Genomic DNA, 13,541 nt, shown 5'->3' on the forward strand with positions numbered 1-13,541 from the left:
CTCAGTGCAGCACCGCGCAATCGGGCGCGGCGGTGAGCCGGGCGCCGGTCTTCTCCTGGAGGCTCGCAAGGTCGAGGCCTTCCACCATCTCGCGCACCACCAGCCCCTCGGGGGTGACGTCCAGCACGGCGAGGTCGGTGTAGATCCGCGTCACGGCCGTCGGCGCCGTCAGCGGGAAGCTGCACTGCTCCAGGATGCGCGCCGCGCCGTCCTTGCGGATGTGCTCCATCAACACCCAGACGTGCTTTGCGCCAACGGCCAGGTCCATCGCCCCACCGACCGCCGGCGCCAGCTTCGAGCCAAGCGCCTTCCAGTTGGCGATGTCGCCGCGCTCCGACACCTCGAAGGCGCCGAGCAGCGAGATGTCGATATGCCCGCCGCGGATCATCATGAAGCTGTCGCTATGGGTGAAGACCGAGGCCCCCGGCAGCAGCGTCACCGGCCGCTTGCCGGCATCCACGACATCCCAGTCCTCCTCGCCCTTGGGCGGCGGGGGGCCGAGGCCGAGGATGCCGTTCTCGCTGTGGAGGATGACCTCGCGCCCTGCCGGCATGCAGCCGGCCACCAGCGTCGGGATGCCGACGCCGAGGTTCACATAGGAGCCCTCGGGGATATCGCGGGCGGCGCGGCGTGCGATGCCCTCGCGGTTCAATGGCTGCATGGCGCTTCTCCCTCAATTCACCTGGACGACCCGGTGCACGAAGATGCCGGGGGTGACGACGTGCTCCGGATGGATCTCGCCGAGCTCCACGATCTCGCGCACCTGCGCGACGGTGGTCTTCGCGGCCGCCGCCATCACGGGGCCGAGGCTGCGTGCGGCGCTGTGGTAGTCGAGATTGCCCCAACGGTCGGCGCGGCGTGCCTTGATGAAGGCGAAGTCGCCCTTGATGGGTTTTTCGAGCACCCAGCGCTGGCCATCCATGTCGCGGACCTCCTTGCCCTGCTCCAGCTCGGTGCCGACTGACGTGCGCGTGTAGAAGCCGCCGATCCCGGCGGCACCCGCGCGGATGCGTTCGCTGAAGGTGCCCTGCGGCACGAGCTCCAGCTCCAGCCGGCCGCTCTCGTAGAGCTCCTCGAAGACCACGGAGCCGGCCGAGCGTGGGAAGGAGCAGACGATCTTCTTCACCCGCCCGGTCGCGAGGAACTTGGCCAGCCCGCCGCGGCCGAAGCCGGCATTGTTGGAGACGACAGTGAGGTCGTCGGCCTGCACCTCCGCCAGCGCCTCCACCAGCTCCGTCGGCACCCCGGCCTCGCCGAAGCCGCCGATGAGGATAGTGGCGCCGTCCGGGATGCCCTGGACCGCGTCCTCCAGGCTCTTCACGCGCTTGTCGATCACGCGGCAGCCCAGCCTTGCAGCCGCGCGGCCTCCTGCCGGCAGCGCTCGGTGCCGCCGAGGACCTGGCGGTTGAAGCCGATCCGCTTCATCCAATAGTGCAGGCCCGTGAGGTCGGTGAAGCCCATGCCGCCATGCACCTCCGTCGAGATGCGCGCGACGTCGCGGCCGACCTCGTCCAGATGCGCCTTCACCTGGCAGGCCATCAGTCGCGCCTCGGGGTCGTGCGTGTCGAAGCAGTAGGCGGCGTGCCAGACGAAGGCGTGGCAGGGCTCCAGCATGGTCGCCATGTCCGAGCACATGTACTTCACGCCTTGGTAGCTGCCGATGACGCGACCGAACTGCACGCGCTGCTTGGCCCATTCCACGGCCTTGTCGAACATCGTCTGCGCGGCGCCGAGCGTGTCGGCCGCAAGCATGATGCGGCCGGCGTCGAGCACCTCGTTCATTGCGGCCATGGGGTCGTTGGCGGCGTCGAGCAGCGTGGCCTTGGCATTGGTGAAGGTGACGTCGGTGAGGGGGCGCGTGCCGTCCAGCGTGCGGCGCATCTCCAGGCTGACACCGGGATCGGTGGCATCGACCAGCACGGCGCGCCCATCGGCGAGATAGGCGATGAGATGCGTGGCCGCGCCCGCATCCAGCACCCCGGTCAGGTGGCCGTTCAGCGTGCCGTTCATCGTGAGGCTCGACTTCGCATGGTGCTGCGCGAAGCCCAGGCCGGCGCGGATCTCGCCGCTGGCAATATCAGGCAGCCAGTACTTCTGCTGCTCGTCGCTGCCGCTGCGCAGCAGGGCGAGGGGTGCCATCACGCCGCTTGCGACGAAGGGGGCAGGGGCGGCCGCCGCGCCGATCGCCTGCGCGACCAGCGCCGCGTCGAGCAGTTCCAGCCCCGTGCCGCCGAATTCCTCCGGCACCAGGAGCCCCTGGACGCCGAGGTCGGCGAGGCCCTTCCACAGCGCCGGGTCATGGCCGGAGCCGATCGCCGCATGCGCGCGGATCTTCTCCAGCGGATACTGGTCGGTCAGATAGCCGCCGACCGATTCCTGCAGCGCCGCCTGCTCGTGGCTGAGTGCGAATTCCATGTCTCAGGCCCTCCCGGCCGCTGTCACGACCTTCGGCTCGCGCGGCAGCCCCAGCCCCCGCTCGCCGATGATGTTCTTCTGGATGTTCGAGGTGCCGCCGCCGATGAACAGGCCGATGTCGTAGAAGTAGTCGCTGTTCCAGTTCGCGGCCTCGTCGTCCTGCGCGTCCTCGCCCTCGGAGAGCGCCACCAGCCCCTCGATACCCAGCGCGTCCACGGCCAGCGAGGTCATGCGATGGCCGAGCATGGTCGCGCCGTATTTCAGGATGAAGCGCCGCAGCCCCGACTCCTCGCCGCGCGCCTTGTCCGTCAGCAGGCGCAGGTTGTGCGCGCGCCAGGCCAGCACCTCGCCCTGCATGCGCGCGAGGCGCGAGCGGTAGTCGCCGATCGCGATCAGCGGCACGCCGTCCTGCTCCGTGCGGCTCAGCAACTCGATGAGCCGCTGCATCCGGTGCGTCAGCCGGCCGGAGCTGCCGATGCCCATGCGCTCGTGCTTCAGCGTGATGTTCGCCACGTGCCAGCCCTGGCCGCGGCCCATCACGATGTGGTCCACGGGCGTGCGGACATCTGTGAAGAAGACCTCGTTGAACTCCGCGCGGCCGGTCATGGTGCGCAGCGGCCGGACGTCGATGCCCGGCGTCTTCATGTCGAGCAGCAGGTAGGAGATGCCCTCGTGCTTCGGCTTGTCCGGCTCGGTGCGGACCAGCAGAAACATCATATCGGCGTAGTGGGCCGAGCTGGTCCAGATCTTCTGGCCGTTGATGACGAAGTCGCCGCCGTCCACCACGGCCTTGGTCCGAACGGAAGCGAGGTCGCTGCCCGCCTCCGGCTCGGAATAGCCCTGGCACCAGATGATCTCGCCGCGGATGGTGGGCGGCACCCAGCGCCGGCACTGCTCCGGCGTGCCGACCTCCAGCAGCGTCGGCGCGAACATGCTGATGCCCTGGTTCATGATGCCGGGATGGATGTTTGCGCGAGAAAACTCCTCGGCGATGATCGCCGCTTCCAGCACGTCGGGCTCGGCGCCGTAGCCGCCGTAGTCCTTCGGGATGGTGCGGCCGGCATAGCCGTGCTCGATGAGCAGGGCCTGCCAGTCGCGGGTCTTCTGGTCGGGCTTCTTGCGGCCGCCGCCGGTCGCGGGCGAGCCCGGGCCGAACTTGCGGATGAAGTCGCGCACCTCGGCCTGGAAGGCCTGGTGCTTCTCGGAGAAATTCAGGTCCATCGCGGCTTTCTCAATTGTCGATCTGCAGATTGGCGGCACGGATGACCCCGGCCCATTTGGCCGCATCGCGCGTCACGAAATCGGCCTGCTGCTCGGGCGTGCACCAGGCGGTGTTGGCGGCCATCTGCGCGTAGAGCGCCTTGGTGGAGTCCTGCTCGAGCAGCCCCTTGATGGCGGCATTCGCCTCCTCGATGGCAGGCTGCGGCGTGCCGGCGCGCATGAAGACGCCGAACCAGGTCGAGACGTCGAAGGGCGCGAGCGTGGGCAGGGTGGTACGGATCGGCACCATGTCGGTCTGTGGGCTGGGCTGGGCGCTGGTGATGCCGAGGCCCTTCAACGTGCCGTCGCGCACGTAGCGGATGCCGTTGCTGAGATTGTCGAAGTAGAAGGCGACCGTGCCGGCGATCAGGTCGTTGATGGCCGGCCCCGAGCCGCGATACGGCACGTGGATCGCCCGCACGCCCGCGAGCTGGAGGAACCACACTGCCGACAGATGCGTGGACTGCCCCGGCCCGGAGCTGGCGTAGGAGGCGGCGCCGTTCTGGCTCCGCAGCCACTCCACGAATTCCGGGATGGTGTTGGCCGCCACACTCTTGTTGGTGACGAGCACGTTCGGGGCGGTCAGGAGGTTGCTCACCGGCGCCAGGTTGTCCGGCCGGTAGGGCATGGTGCGGTACAGCGAATAGGCGATGGATTGCGGGCCGATATTGCCGATCAGCCAGTTGTACCCGTCGGCCGGCTGGTTCAGCACGTCCTGCGTGCCGATGAGGCCGCCGGCGCCGCCCTTGTTCTCGACGGAGACGGGCTGGCCCCAGCGGCGCAGGCAGTACTCGCTGAGGATGCGGCCGAGCAGGTCGCCCGTGCCGCCCGCCGCGGCGGGCACCACGATGCGGATCGGCCGCGTCGGCCGCCAGGCCCCGGTCTGCGCCACGACCGCGGGCGCCGCGACCACCGCCAAGCTCGCCCCGAGGAGCGACCTTCGCCCGGCCTCTGTTGTTCTTGTCATTGTTTCCTCCTCACCATCATTGCCGGCGGTCTTTGCCGCCTTCAGGGACTCATCGGCCCTTCCATTGTGGCGGCCGCTTCTCGGAGAAGGCCTTCGGGCCCTCGACGAAATCCTCGCTGGCGAGCATGGCCTTCACGGCGGAGAACTCCCGCTGCGTGCGGAAGGCCGGCTCCAGCTCCATCTCCAGCCCGCGGCGCACCACTTCCTTGGAAGCGCGCACCGCCATGGGCGAGCGGGAGGCGATCTCGGCGGCCCAGCGCTCCGCGGCCTCCAGCGCCTGGCCCTCGGGCACGACCTCGTTGACGAAGCCCATCGCCAGCCCCTCGCGGGCGGGGACGTGGCGGCCGGTGAGGATCATGCCCATGGCCTGCTTGAGCGGGATCTGGCGCGGCAGCCGCAGCAGCCCGCCGCCCAGCGCGGCCAGCCCGACGCGGGGCTCGGGCAGGGCGAAGACCGCATTCTCCGAGGCGATGATGAGGTCGCAGGCCAGCGCGATCTCGAAGCCGCCGCCCATGGCGATGCCGTTCACGGCGGCGATGACGGGCTTGTTCAGATCGAAGCGGCCGACGATCCCGCCGAAGCCCGTGGGCACCGGCGCCGTGTCGCCGCCGGCGGCCTGGTACTTCAGGTCGTTGCCGGCCGAGAAGGCGCGTGGTCCGGCGCCGGTGACGATGGCGATCCACAGATCGGGATCGGCGGCGAAGCCGTCCAGCGCGGCCTGCATCTGCAGGTTCGCCGGCCGATGCAGCGCGTTCATCACCTCCGGCCGGTTGATGGTGAGGAAAAAGACGCGGCCGCGCTTCTCCGTGGTGCAGTAGACGGGCTCGCTCATGCGGCCGCCTCCGGCGGGATGACAACGGCGTTGTTCGCCACTTTTCTCACGTCACGTTTCCTCATTCAGACACGTCGAAGTCGCTACCCGGCGGCACCTCCGCCGATCACAAGACGGCGTTGCGCCGCGGCCTCTGCCTGCACGCGCTCCAGCCCTGCCAGCGCGGCGATGGCCGAGCGGCGGACATGCATGGTGCAGGAGCTCCAGGCCGCCTCCTCGTCGCGCGAGCGCAGCGCGGCCAGGATCGCGTGGACCTCGACCATGCAGGTGCGCGGGCGCTCGGGATCGGTCAGCGCGGCCGAGCGGAGCTGGCGCATGCGCATCAGCAGGCTACGGAGCTGCAGGGCCAGCGGCTCGTTGCGCGAGCCGTTGCGCAGCTGTGCGTAGAAGCGGTCCTTCGCGGCGAGGAAGGCCTGTGCATCGAATTCCGGCGCTGACGCGATGGCGTCCAGCTCGGCGACGGTGGCCGCGATCTCCTCCAGCTCCTGCGGCGTCGCGCGGGTGGCGAAGAGCTTGGCGGCCAGGCCCTCGAGCACGATGCGCAGGTCGTAGATGTCGCGCCCCTCGGCAAGGCCGATGGGCGTCACGATGGGGCCGCGGTTGGGGATGCTGGTGACCAGCCCCTCGGATTCCAGCTGGCGCAGCGCCTCGCGCACGCAGGTGCGGCTGACGCCGGTGAGCTCGCAGAGCTCGCGCTCCAGCAGGCGGTCGCCCATGCGGAAGCGGCCCATGGCGATGGCCTCGCGCAGGGTCTCCGCCACGCGGTGGCGCAGGGAATGGGAGGGGATGACGCGAAGGGAGGCGCTCACAGGGTGGTGCTCCGGCCCAAGATGTTTCGATCTCTCCTGCGAATACCGTATTACGGTGGGACGTTATGGCGGTATGACGGGGATGGCAAGCCTACAGGGCCGCACGATGCCGCGATACGGAATTTTCGGCGGAAATCTGCCGGAATGAAGCGCCGACGGCCCCGTTCCGAAATCCGATCGACCACCCCTTTACCGGGTATCGTAATACGATAATCTGACCTGGCGGGGGCGGGCGAGGTTCGCGAGCCCCGCAGGGAGGTCATCCAATGAACGCATCGCCACCCGGCTCGAAGGCGCCCCCCATGCCGGAGCGCGAGGCCCTCAGGCCCTATACGCCGAAGCTCGTCGACCTCACCCACGAGGTGCTGTTCGGCGACGTCTGGGAGCGCCCCGGCCTCTCCAAGCGCGACCGCAGCCTGATCACCTGCGCGGCGCTGGTCACCGCCTATCGGCCCGATCAGCTCAAGGTCCACATGGAGCGCGCCCTGACCAACGGCGTGACGCGGGAGGAGCTCGGCGAGATGATCACGCACCTCGCCTTCTACGCCGGATGGCCCTCGGGCATCACGGGCGCGAACATCCTGCGCGGCATCCTCGAAGCGCGCGAAGGGAAGGCGCCATGAAGCTCGGTTTTATCGGCCTCGGCCTCATGGGCGGCAGCATGGCCGCCAACCTGCAGAAGGCCGGGCACGAGCTCGTGGTCCACGACATGCGCCGCGCCGCGGCCGAGCCGCTGCTGGAGAAGGGCGCGGCCTGGGCCGGCTCGCCGGCGGAGCTGGCCGGGCAGGTGGATCTCGTCTTCACCTCGCTGCCCGGCCCGCCGGAATTCGAGGTGGTGGCGACCCAGGTCCTTACTGCTGCGCGAGAGGGGCTGACGCTGGTGGACCTCTCCACCAATTCGCCGACCATGACGCGGCGGATGGAGGAGGTCTTCCGGCAGCACGGCGCGCATCTGCTGGAATCTCCGGTGAGCGGTGGGCCGCAGGGCGCGGCCTCCGGCAAGCTGGCGCTCTGGGTCGGCGGCGACGAGCAGATGTTCGAGCGGCACCGGTCCGTGCTCGACGCAATCGGCGACCAGGTCATGTATATCGGCCCGATGGGCGCGGCCTCGGTCGCGAAGCTCGTGCACAACCTCAGCGGCTATGTGGTGAACGCGGCGATGGCCGAGGCCTTCACCATGGGCGTGAAGGCCGGCGTCGATCCGCTGCATCTGTGGAAGGCGGTGCGGCAGGGCGCGAACGGAAGGCGACGCACCTTCGACTCCCTCGCCGACCAGTTCCTCCCCGGGATTTACGATCCAGCGCGCTTCGCCCTGAAGCTGGCGCACAAGGACGTCTCGCTGGCGACGGCCGTGGGCAAGGAGCTGGGCGTGCCCATGCGCCTCTCCAACATGGCCCTGGAGGAGATGACGGAGGCGCTTGGCCGGGGCTGGGCGACGCGGGATTCCCGCTCGGCCATGCTGCTCCAGCAGGAGCGCGCGGGGGTCGAGATCAAGGTCCCGCGCGCGGAGATCGACGCGGCGCTGGCGGCGGACAAGCCCGGCTGACGCTGCTGCGCGGCCGTCGCAAGATCAGCCCTGGTTCCGGCGCGCGGGACGGCGCGCCGGCGGCGTCTCATCGCGCGGGCTCGACCACCGGCGAGACGCCCGGCGCCAGCGTGCCCGGGGCCGTCTGGCGCCGGCCGCCGACGACGCCCGTCGGCGCCCGCTGGCCCGGCTGGACATAGGTGATGATCGGGCGGCCGTCCGCCCCCGTGCCCGTGACGACCGGCGTGCCGGTCGGCGAGAAGTCGCCGGCGCCGGGGCCGACATGAGTGATGATCGGGCGGCCGTCCTCCGTACCCGCGACGACCGGCGTGCCGGCCGAGACGCCCTGCGACGTCCGGGGCCCCAGGGTCACCAGCTGGTCCTGGCCGTTGAGGTTCATCCGGACCGCGGTTCCGGGCGGCGCGTTGCGCACGGCGGAGGGAGGCGCGTAGGCGACGACGCGGCCCGTATTGTCCAAAAGGGGATACATCTCGCTCTGCGCCGTCGACGTGCCGGCCGTGTCGCAGGCGGCGAGGCCCAGCATGGCGGTCAGTGTCAGCAGCGTTCTTCCGTGGAGCATCTTTTTCACCTCACCCTGCGTTTCCCAAGGACTGGCCGGTTGCAGGGCAATCGGGCACGTCCTCTCCGTTGCGGGAGGCTTTGACCGTGACCCAAGGCGGCCTTCAGGTGGTATCGGCTGAATACCCGAGCCGCCGGGGTTCGATCGAGTAGATCGGCGGGGCCAGCGCCGGTGGCCGCGCCGTCGGGCCCGGCAGCGACGGCAGGACCTCCGGCGCCCTCCCGGCAGGCGGGGCCGCATGATCCGCGGCCCTCGGGCCTTCACCCGATGCCGGCACGACGCGGGCATGGCCTTGCCTCGCTCCTTCATGGGGCGGGAGGCGCCCCCTTTCTTTTCGATCTGCCTCCTCGCGCCGGCTTCCGTCGCCCTGGCGCAGCAGGCCGACGCGCCGCATCACGGCGACTTGGCCCAGCAGCTGCAGAACCCGGTCTCCAGCCCCGCCTTCGCCCTCTTCCAGGACAATTTCGACTTCCGCGATAGCCCGAAGCATGACGGCTCTGCCTACACGATGAACTTCAAGCCGGTCGTGCCCATCCGTCTCTCAGCCGCACCATCCTGCTGCTGGGCTACAACGAGCGCATCTCGCCGAGCCACGAGGCCGCTGACGCGCCGCGCGGTCGCCGCGGACGGCCCGCTCAGAACCGCCCCGAGACCCGGAACTGGAAGGCATTGCCGCTCGGCCGGTTCTGCACGGCGAATTCCGGCGCCCAGGAGAACATGGTCTGCAGGTGCGCGCCGCCGAGCTGGAAGTTGTAGCGGGCGATCGGCCCCACGGCGAAGGACTGCCCGCGGAACCCGTTCAGCCGCGCCGCGAGCCCGCCGCGATCGTCCGCGACCTGGCTCATCATCGAGGCGAGGATGCCCAGGCCGAAGCCCGGCGCCACGTCGTAGATCGCCGTGGCGTCCAGGTGGAACATCGCGCCGCTGGTGTAGCGCGTCTTCGGGTTGCGGGTGTTGAGGTCGATGCCCGCGCCGATCGAGAGGTCGTAGTTCCGACCGAGCCGCGTGTAGGCGATGGTCGGCACGAAGGTCCAGTAGTTCATGCCGACATTGGCGATGGAGGAGGTGCTGTAGTTCCCGGTGGGCGCGAAGACGTCGAGCCGCGCCTGGAAGAAGTTCTGGCCGCTCCGGTAGCCGAGCGCCGCCGGCGTGATCACCATGTCGCCGAAGCTCCAGTTGTTCTCACTGCGCTCGCGCGTGCCGCTGAAGACGCGCGCGTCGAGGTTCTGCAGCGGCAGGGCGACGCCGAAGGCGAGCGAGAAGTTCCCGAGATCCAGCTTCGGCACGTAGAGCGCGGCGACCGCGGTGCTGAAGAAGCCTGCCTCCAAGCCGCTCTCGATCCGCCCCGCGATGGGCAGCTGCACCGAGCGCCCGAGCGAGCCCTGATAGTAGACGGTCTGGTTCGCCCAGTAGAGGCCCGGCTCCGGCGGCACGATCCCTGCTCCCGGCGCGGCATTGGCGCCGATCACGTAGTGGCCCGCAGCCGCCTCGGTGGCGCGGGCCGCGCCGGGCACGGCGGCGGCGAGCAGCACCGCGCCGGCGATGAGGGCGGGATGGCTGGCGCGCATGCGGTGCTCCTTCGGCAGGCCGCCACAGGCTAGGGCGCGGGTCCGCGGTCGCCGTATCGGGTGGATCACCGAGATCGGCCTCGGCGATCCCACAGGCTTTCTCGGGCGGGGGCGGCCTCCGGGATGGCGAGCGCCGGCCTCGGGCCTTTCCCGGATGGACCCGCGCGCCCCCTGCGTCGTCCGATGGCGCCTCTGGGATGGAGGACACCATGTCTCGAAGGATATTCGCTGTCTGGGCGGCCGGCCTGCTGACGGCCACCGCCTTCGCGCTGCCGCTCGCCGCGCAGCCCGCCATGATCGAGCGGACCGCGGAGATGCGCTCGACGGTGGAGACCGTGGATGCGCGGGGCCGCACCGTCCTGCTGCGCGACCCGACCGGCGGGCTTGTGACCTTCGACATCTCCCGCGACGTGCCGGACCTGGCGCGAATCCGCCCCGGCGACCAAGTGATCGTGAACTACCGGGTGGCCCTGGCGGCCTCGATGGCCCGCCCGGGCACCCCGCCCATCGTCGACGAAGGAATCCAGGTCCAGAACCCGCCGCGCGGCTCGCGTCCCGGCGAGCGGACCAGCCAGACGGTGCGCCTGCGCGTGCGCATCGAGGCGGTGGACCCGGTGATGAACACGGTGGATTTCGTCGGCCCCCGCGGCGTGCCGCGGCGGGTCGTGCTCGGCAAGCCGCAGATGCAGGACTTCGCGCGCGGGCTGCGGCCCGGCGACGAGGTGGAGATCGCCTATACCGAGGCGCAGGCCATCCGGATCGTGCCGGCGCCGCGCTGAGGCCTCAGCCGGACAGGCCGAGTACGGCCGGGACCAGCCGCTCGGCCGCCTCCTGCTTGGACACCCAGGCATGGACGTTCGGCCCGTCCGCCCCTGGGGGCGGGCCGTCGGGTCGGGGGTGGAGCGTGACGATCACGATCCGCGTCTCCGGCAGGGCGGCGCGGATGCGCCGGGCCGCCTCGACACCGGAGAGCAAGGGCATGGAAAGGTCGAGGACGGCGACCGCGGGGCGCGTCTCCAGGGCCTGTCGCACGGCCTCTTCGCCGTCCTTCGCCTCGGCGTAGACCAGAAGGCGGCCGTCGGCCTCGAGCATGCGCCGGATGCGGCGTCGCATGCCGTCATGATCGTCGGCGAGCAGGACACGGACCGGCGCGGGCATGGGCCCGCCCGGGGATGGGTTGGAAGTTTCAGGCATCAGGGCCTGCCGGTGCCGGATGCATTCCGCAGCGGTCCCGGAACTGCGTCCCTGGGAGGGAGGGCCGCTTTCAGGCCGGCTGCGGCAGGCATGGCGCTGATCACCAGGTCCTTGAGGGTGGGTAGATACAGGTTCCAGGTTGCCCAATATGGCTGAAATGTATCTAAAATTCTCCAATCCGGCAAGAATATCAAAAATATGCCATACAGGATCATTTTTTCGGTGCTTGGCCGAGCGCCTGAAAAGCCTGACTCGCAACTCCGGCGAAAGTTGCATTATGAATTGATGGTAATGTATCAATCCCGGATTGATGCGTAGGGTTGCTTTCTAGAAACAATAGGGGAAACACCCATGCTCCCAGCCGCCTCTCCTGTGGTCAGGATCGGAGCATACGGTCCCGCCTCCCCCGGCGAGGGGAAAAGCCTCTCAGCCAGCCCCACCTCCGGCCAGGGTCCCGGGGATGCCCGGTAGATTCCGCTCCCAGCGCGAGCCCCAGGGTCTTTTCCTGGTCCCGGGCACGCCGTTCTCCCAGGGCTCGAGGCGCCACGATCCAGGCGTCTTTCCCGCCGCCGGCGCGAAGCCGGATCCCGACGTCGATGCCGCCCTGTCCGCAAGCGCCGCGCGGCGGCGCCTGGCGCAGGAGGCGGCCGGCATCGGCCACTGGGAATGGGACGTCGAGGCCGACACCATCACCCTGTCCCGCGAGGCGTCGGCCATGCTCGGCGTGCCGGTCGGCGCGTCGATGGCGCGGCTGCGGCAGGACTGGCCGCGAATCTGCCATCCCGACGACGGCCCGGCGATCGAGGCCCTGAAGCGCCAGGTCGCGGAAGGCCGCTCGCCCATTCTCGCCGAGATCCGCATCCGTCGGGCCAGCGGGCCGGGCGGGTACCGCCGCGTGGTCCTCCGCGCCCATCCGGATCCGGGAGCGCGCCGGCGCCTCATGGGCGAGCTGATCGACGTCACCGAGCGTCGGGCGGCGCAGGCCGAGGCGGAGGCCGCCCAGGCCTTGTTCCGCCGCGTGACCGAGGCGGCGCCGGGGCTGCTCTATGTCCTGGACCTGGAAACCGGAGCGAGCGAGCACCTCAACCACGGCTACCTGGCGCTGATCCCGGACTCGCCGCCCAGCGGCGTGGAGGCGACGGCGGCCCTGTGGTCGCTGGTCCATCCGGACGACCGGCCCGCGCTGCTCCGGCATCGCCGGGACTGCCTCGACCTGGAGGACGGCGCGGTGGCCGAGATCACCCTGCGCCTTTGCCTCCGGGACGGCTCGCAGCGCTGGCTCCACAGCCAGCGCAGGGCCATCGCCCGCGGCGCCGATGGCCGGGTGACCCGGCTCATCTGCTCAGCCCAGGACGTGACGGGAATCCGCGAATCGGCGGAGACCCTGCGGCTGCTCACCCGCCGGCTGCTGACCATGCAGGACGACGAGCGCCGGCGCATCGCGCGAGATCTCCACGATTCGACGGCGCAGAACCTGCTGGGCGCCTCGCTGGCCATTCGCAGCGCGCAGTCGAAGCTTGGCGCCTCGCGCGACCTGGAGGAGGCGCTGGAGCTGATCGATGGCAGCCAACGGGAGATCCGGACCCTGTCCTACCTGCTCTATCCGCCGTTGCTCGACGAGATGGGCCTGCAGGCGGCGCTCGCCTGGTTCGCCGACGGCTTCTCGAAGCGGACGGGCCTGCCGGTCCGGCTCGACATGCCCGAGCGCGGCCCCGACCGCTGCACCGAGCACGGCCGCCTGCCGCTCCCCCGCGAGGCGGAGACGGCCATGTTCCGCGTGGCGCAGGAGGCGCTCGCCAACGCCTGGCGCCATGCGGGCGCGAGCGAGGTCTCCATCGGGCTCAGCCTGGACCGTGCCGGGGACGGCGAGCGCATGGTGCGCCTGCGCATCGCCGACGACGGCAGAGGCATGGCGCCGCAGCAGAAGGGGGCGGGGCTCGGCCTGGTCGGCATGCGCGAGCGGATGCGGGCGGTCGGGGGTGCGCTGGCGATCGAATCCTGCGCCGGCGGCACGGTCGTCGAGGCGTCGAGCCCCGCGGAGCTCGCCGCGGAGGCGGCCTCGCTGGCCGAATGACGGCCGCGGCTCTCCTGCAATTCCGGCCGGCCTCGTGCGAAGGCCCGTTACGATGCGGCGCGCGGCCCTGCGACGGTGACGACCTTCACCCTTCGGGAAGGAACCGCCGCCATGCTGTCGCGCGCGATCGCCGCCAGCCTCGCCGGCGCGGGCTGCGCGGGGAGATGGCGCGCGGAGCTCCCCCGCGCGCCGCGCGGCGCGGCTTCGGCGGCGGGTCGTGAGGACGCGGGGGCGCCGGCTGGCCGCCGCCTACAGACGCTCTTCCCTCGTTCTGCGGGTTCCACCCGATCACATCGCGCCGGCCGGAGCCTTAGCAT

14 protein-coding genes are annotated in these 13,541 nt (G+C 70.4%); 4 read left to right on the forward strand and 10 right to left on the reverse strand.

Features of this window, described 5'->3' with window-relative positions:
• Position 1: 1 nt before the first annotated feature.
• The 7 genes from AC1ROY_RS26980 to AC1ROY_RS27010 all read right to left on the reverse strand — a co-directional run bounded on the left by AC1ROY_RS26980 (position 2) and on the right by AC1ROY_RS27010 (position 6,283).
• Entirely contained in the window at positions 2-661 is a 660-nt protein-coding gene (locus AC1ROY_RS26980; RefSeq protein ID WP_493152017.1) for a 3-oxoacid CoA-transferase subunit B, read from the reverse strand.
• Positions 662-673: 12 nt separating this feature from the next.
• Positions 674-1,336: a 3-oxoacid CoA-transferase subunit A gene (locus AC1ROY_RS26985; protein WP_493152018.1), complete on the reverse strand. Its 663-nt coding sequence runs from the start codon at positions 1,334-1,336 to the stop codon at positions 674-676.
• Positions 1,333-2,415, reverse strand: coding sequence for an acyl-CoA dehydrogenase family protein (locus AC1ROY_RS26990; protein WP_493152019.1), 1,083 nt, complete (start codon positions 2,413-2,415; stop codon positions 1,333-1,335). Before AC1ROY_RS26990 ends, AC1ROY_RS26985 begins: the two co-directional genes overlap by 4 nt.
• A 3-nt stretch (positions 2,416-2,418) precedes the next feature.
• Positions 2,419-3,636, reverse strand: a complete 1,218-nt coding sequence (locus AC1ROY_RS26995; RefSeq protein ID WP_493152020.1) for an acyl-CoA dehydrogenase family protein — start codon at positions 3,634-3,636, stop codon at positions 2,419-2,421.
• 10 nt (positions 3,637-3,646) lie between these two features.
• Positions 3,647-4,642, reverse strand: a complete 996-nt coding sequence (locus tag AC1ROY_RS27000) for a Bug family tripartite tricarboxylate transporter substrate binding protein (RefSeq protein WP_493152021.1) — start codon at positions 4,640-4,642, stop codon at positions 3,647-3,649.
• Between the two features lie 49 nt (positions 4,643-4,691).
• Positions 4,692-5,474 carry an enoyl-CoA hydratase-related protein gene (locus AC1ROY_RS27005; RefSeq protein WP_493152022.1) on the reverse strand — a complete coding sequence of 261 codons (783 nt, stop codon included), beginning with the start codon at positions 5,472-5,474 and terminating at the stop codon, positions 4,692-4,694.
• Between the two features lie 83 nt (positions 5,475-5,557).
• Entirely contained in the window at positions 5,558-6,283 is a 726-nt protein-coding gene (locus AC1ROY_RS27010) for a GntR family transcriptional regulator (protein ID WP_493152023.1), read from the reverse strand.
• 266 nt (positions 6,284-6,549) lie between these two features.
• On the opposite strand from AC1ROY_RS27010, the gene AC1ROY_RS27015 reads away from it, so the two are divergent.
• Positions 6,550-6,906, forward strand: a complete 357-nt coding sequence (locus tag AC1ROY_RS27015) for a carboxymuconolactone decarboxylase family protein (RefSeq protein WP_493152024.1) — start codon at positions 6,550-6,552, stop codon at positions 6,904-6,906.
• Positions 6,903-7,829: an NAD(P)-dependent oxidoreductase gene (locus AC1ROY_RS27020; protein ID WP_493152025.1), complete on the forward strand. Its 927-nt coding sequence runs from the start codon at positions 6,903-6,905 to the stop codon at positions 7,827-7,829. The genes AC1ROY_RS27015 and AC1ROY_RS27020 overlap by 4 nt, the downstream gene beginning before the upstream one ends.
• Positions 7,830-7,896: 67 nt before the next feature.
• Here AC1ROY_RS27020 and AC1ROY_RS27025 read toward each other — a convergent pair whose 3' ends face one another.
• Both AC1ROY_RS27025 and AC1ROY_RS27030 read right to left on the reverse strand, forming a co-directional pair.
• Positions 7,897-8,388 (reverse strand): hypothetical protein, encoded by a 492-nt coding sequence (locus AC1ROY_RS27025; RefSeq protein ID WP_493152026.1) that lies wholly within the window; start codon positions 8,386-8,388, stop codon positions 7,897-7,899.
• 635 nt (positions 8,389-9,023) lie between these two features.
• Positions 9,024-9,956 carry a SphA family protein gene (locus tag AC1ROY_RS27030; RefSeq protein WP_493152027.1) on the reverse strand — a complete coding sequence of 311 codons (933 nt, stop codon included), beginning with the start codon at positions 9,954-9,956 and terminating at the stop codon, positions 9,024-9,026.
• A 209-nt stretch (positions 9,957-10,165) separates the two neighbouring features.
• Between AC1ROY_RS27030 and AC1ROY_RS27035 the strand changes: the two genes are divergently transcribed.
• Positions 10,166-10,735, forward strand: coding sequence for a hypothetical protein (locus AC1ROY_RS27035; RefSeq protein ID WP_493152028.1), 570 nt, complete (start codon positions 10,166-10,168; stop codon positions 10,733-10,735).
• 4 nt (positions 10,736-10,739) lie between these two features.
• On the opposite strand, the gene AC1ROY_RS27040 is transcribed toward AC1ROY_RS27035, so the two are convergent.
• The gene (locus tag AC1ROY_RS27040) at positions 10,740-11,114 is read right to left on the reverse strand and encodes a response regulator (protein ID WP_493152029.1); all 375 of its coding nucleotides are present in this window, start codon (positions 11,112-11,114) and stop codon (positions 10,740-10,742) included.
• Between the two features lie 496 nt (positions 11,115-11,610).
• Between AC1ROY_RS27040 and AC1ROY_RS27045 the strand changes: the two genes are divergently transcribed.
• Positions 11,611-13,224 carry a PAS domain-containing protein gene (locus AC1ROY_RS27045; RefSeq protein ID WP_493152030.1) on the forward strand — a complete coding sequence of 538 codons (1,614 nt, stop codon included), beginning with the start codon at positions 11,611-11,613 and terminating at the stop codon, positions 13,222-13,224.
• Positions 13,225-13,541: the final 317 nt, after the last annotated feature.

This window comes from Roseococcus sp. GW821-FHT12F05 (assembly GCF_058806835.1).

Bases quoted from the DNA above. Each gene is read 5' to 3' on its own strand.
- AC1ROY_RS26995 (WP_493152020.1), bottom strand. From the start codon at position 3,636: ATGGACCTGAATTTCTCCGAGAAGCACCAGGCCTTCCAGGCCGAGGTG.
- AC1ROY_RS27020 (WP_493152025.1), top strand. From the start codon at position 6,903: ATGAAGCTCGGTTTTATCGGCCTCGGCCTCATGGGCGGCAGCATGGCC.
- AC1ROY_RS27005 (WP_493152022.1), bottom strand. From the start codon at position 5,474: ATGAGCGAGCCCGTCTACTGCACCACGGAGAAGCGCGGCCGCGTCTTT.
- AC1ROY_RS27015 (WP_493152024.1), top strand. From the start codon at position 6,550: ATGAACGCATCGCCACCCGGCTCGAAGGCGCCCCCCATGCCGGAGCGC.
- AC1ROY_RS27030 (WP_493152027.1), bottom strand. From the start codon at position 9,956: ATGCGCGCCAGCCATCCCGCCCTCATCGCCGGCGCGGTGCTGCTCGCC.
- AC1ROY_RS26990 (WP_493152019.1), bottom strand. From the start codon at position 2,415: ATGGAATTCGCACTCAGCCACGAGCAGGCGGCGCTGCAGGAATCGGTC.
- AC1ROY_RS27000 (WP_493152021.1), bottom strand. From the start codon at position 4,642: ATGACAAGAACAACAGAGGCCGGGCGAAGGTCGCTCCTCGGGGCGAGC.
- AC1ROY_RS27025 (WP_493152026.1), bottom strand. From the start codon at position 8,388: ATGCTCCACGGAAGAACGCTGCTGACACTGACCGCCATGCTGGGCCTC.
- AC1ROY_RS26980 (WP_493152017.1), bottom strand. From the start codon at position 661: ATGCAGCCATTGAACCGCGAGGGCATCGCACGCCGCGCCGCCCGCGAT.
- AC1ROY_RS27045 (WP_493152030.1), top strand. From the start codon at position 11,611: ATGCCCGGTAGATTCCGCTCCCAGCGCGAGCCCCAGGGTCTTTTCCTG.
- AC1ROY_RS27035 (WP_493152028.1), top strand. From the start codon at position 10,166: ATGTCTCGAAGGATATTCGCTGTCTGGGCGGCCGGCCTGCTGACGGCC.
- AC1ROY_RS27040 (WP_493152029.1), bottom strand. From the start codon at position 11,114: ATGCCCGCGCCGGTCCGTGTCCTGCTCGCCGACGATCATGACGGCATG.